The 2306-nt window shown below is 44.6% G+C and carries 2 protein-coding genes; both read right to left on the bottom strand.

Annotation, left to right across the window (positions count from 1 at the left end):
• Nucleotides 1–269: 269 nt before the first annotated feature.
• Nucleotides 270–1361, bottom strand: a complete 1092-nt coding sequence (locus BCV39_RS18680) for a transposase (protein WP_102431372.1) — start codon at nucleotides 1359–1361, stop codon at nucleotides 270–272.
• A complete protein-coding gene (locus BCV39_RS18675; protein WP_102431373.1) occupies nucleotides 1358–2215 on the bottom strand; it encodes a tyrosine-type recombinase/integrase in 858 nt (285 codons plus the stop codon). The genes BCV39_RS18680 and BCV39_RS18675 overlap by 4 nt, the downstream gene beginning before the upstream one ends.
• Between the last annotated feature and the right edge of the window lie 91 nt (nucleotides 2216–2306).

The following is a 2306-nucleotide window of genomic DNA, read 5'->3' as shown; positions in this document are numbered from 1 at the left end:
TATAACGCTTAAGTATTTATCCGTTGTCGTAGCACAATGGATAAATACCTGTTGGACTTGGCTGCTTCTATCTATGGAATTTGCTTTTTAGGACTGACTTGCGTTCCACTCTTATCATTAAGACCGGTACCCCGTCAGTGGTTCATTTTCCACTTCTAGCCGCCAATTTATCTACAGCGACTACACCCGTTGCATAATCTTTTTAAAAGCGAACAATGCCCCTCTCTCGCCATAACACAACGATAATTTTATTCATTATAATCAGACAACTAGGTCAGTTGGTACTCTGAAACGACTATCCTAGGTCTAATATTGATGCACACGAGTACCATGCTGTTGCTATGGCAGTTCGGACAACACGGTTTCTCTTTCAGCACTTCCGATTTCTCTGCGGGTCGCTCTCGTAAGCTATGCCTAATTTCCGCTATCGCTTTTACCCGTACAGCATTAGCTAAAAAGCCATAGTAGCGTATTCGCATTAGCCCTTTAGGCAACACATGTAAAAGTAAGCGTCGAAGCAACTCGCCCGCATTACAACACATTCTTTGAGTCCCGTTGGTTCGATAATCTTTGTAACTCATCGTGATACGGCCATCCACGTTATAACTTAATTGGTTTGGATTTAACCCAATACGATTGCAATACCGAGATAGATAACCCACTACCGCTGTGGGCTCGTGGAGTACAGGTTTACTGTACACAACCCATCTCTTACTAGCGGCTTCCTCTAATAAATTACTGTGCGTCGCTATCAACTCGCTTACTCGACATAACATCTCTTTCTTAAAGCGAACGGATAAGGCTTTAACCGGAAGCAGGTAACTCTCTTTTCTTGTCCGTTGCCATTGCCGATCTTTTGTAAGCACCCCACTCGGTAGTAGGCAATGAATATGAGTATGTTGACTCAGATTTCTTCCCCAAGTGTGAAGAACCATTAATGCTCCAAGTTGACCGACAAGGTGATGCCGCTCATTAGCAAACGCGCATAATGTTGCCCACACGGAATGAAACAAGCATTGATAAACCACCTTAGGATGCGCTTTAACCAGAGCATTGAACTCGTGCGGTAAGGTAAAAACCATATGATGATAGGCCACGGGTAAAATATCTTGGCTTCGCTTTGTTAACCATTGCTGCCTCATTTGCTCTTGGCAATTGGGGCAATGGCGGTCTCGACAAGAGCAGTACCAACGCGTTTCATGACCGCATTGCTGACAACGCCAGTCGTAACTGCCCATACGCTCTGTTCGGCAGTCTCTTAAATGATGGAGTACTTGCCACTGCCTCGGTGTGACTTTGCTTTTATCAAGCTCTTCTAAGCCTTGGGTTAATACGGCTTGGTAAGGAGATAATGCGTTCATTCGCTCTCCTCCCATAGTTGAGCAACTAAGTCGAACTTACTTCCGTCCGAGCTTTCGTTGTGATGACCTATCCAATGGGTGTACCTCAATGTCGTTTTGATATTCGAATGCCCAAGGTAACGCTGCAGAACATTCAAAGGCATGCCCGATTCAAGCTGATGAGTTGCATAGGCGTGTCTCAGGGCGTGTATTCCCCCTAATTTTCTGACGTTAGCCTCAACTTTTGCTGCTTTGAAGCACTTCTGCAAAGAGCTAATACCCAATGGCTTTTCGGGCTCTAGGCTGGGAAACAGCACTACGGTGGGATGATAATGACACCAGTAATTTCGAAGATGATTCAGTTGGCTATCACCCAGTGGAACAAAGCGATCTTTTTTGCCTTTACCACAATGAATGTGCAGCCGTTTCGCCGTACCATCAATGTCTTTCACGTACAAACCCACGACCTCACTGACACGTAGGCCACATCCATAACACATTTCAAGTGCGGTCTGATATTTAAGACTTCGACAATGACTAATGATACTTCTTACTTCCTCGCGATTAAGCAGCTCCGGTATTTTACTGGCGCGTTTAATCGGGGGAACCAGTCGCTCTTCAAATTCTCTATTCAAAACGGCACGATAAAAGAACAAGATGGCATTCAAAGCTTGAGCACAAGTACTACTACTTAAGCTCCGCTCTGTGGTGAGCGTACGTAAATATGCACTAATCTGTTGATCGGTGAGTAAATCGGGGGACAGATCGTAAGTAGTAGATAGATCTTTAACCCAACGTAAATAGCTTGCATGGGTTTTCGGAGAAAAACGGCGAACCGCCATTTCATCGATAAATTGTTGTCTTAATGGGGTCATGATGTATTCCTTAATCTATGGATACATCATAAGTTTGGTCTATCGGATAAGTGAGAGGAAAGTCCTCCGCGAAGCGGCTTAGTTCAACAGC

It is taken from the genome of Vibrio sp. 10N.286.55.E10 (assembly GCF_002872555.1).
Classification (GTDB): domain Bacteria; phylum Pseudomonadota; class Gammaproteobacteria; order Enterobacterales; family Vibrionaceae; genus Vibrio; species Vibrio crassostreae.
The sequence above is the reverse complement of the archived record's forward strand: the minus strand, read 5'-3'. Positions and strand labels throughout refer to the sequence as shown.

What these genes read in the sequence shown, in the direction of transcription:
- BCV39_RS18680 (WP_102431372.1), bottom strand. Translation starts at nt 1,361, where the DNA reads ATGAACGCATTATCTCCTTACCAAGCCGTATTAACCCAAGGCTTAGAA.
- BCV39_RS18675 (WP_102431373.1), bottom strand. Translation starts at nt 2,215, where the DNA reads ATGACCCCATTAAGACAACAATTTATCGATGAAATGGCGGTTCGCCGT.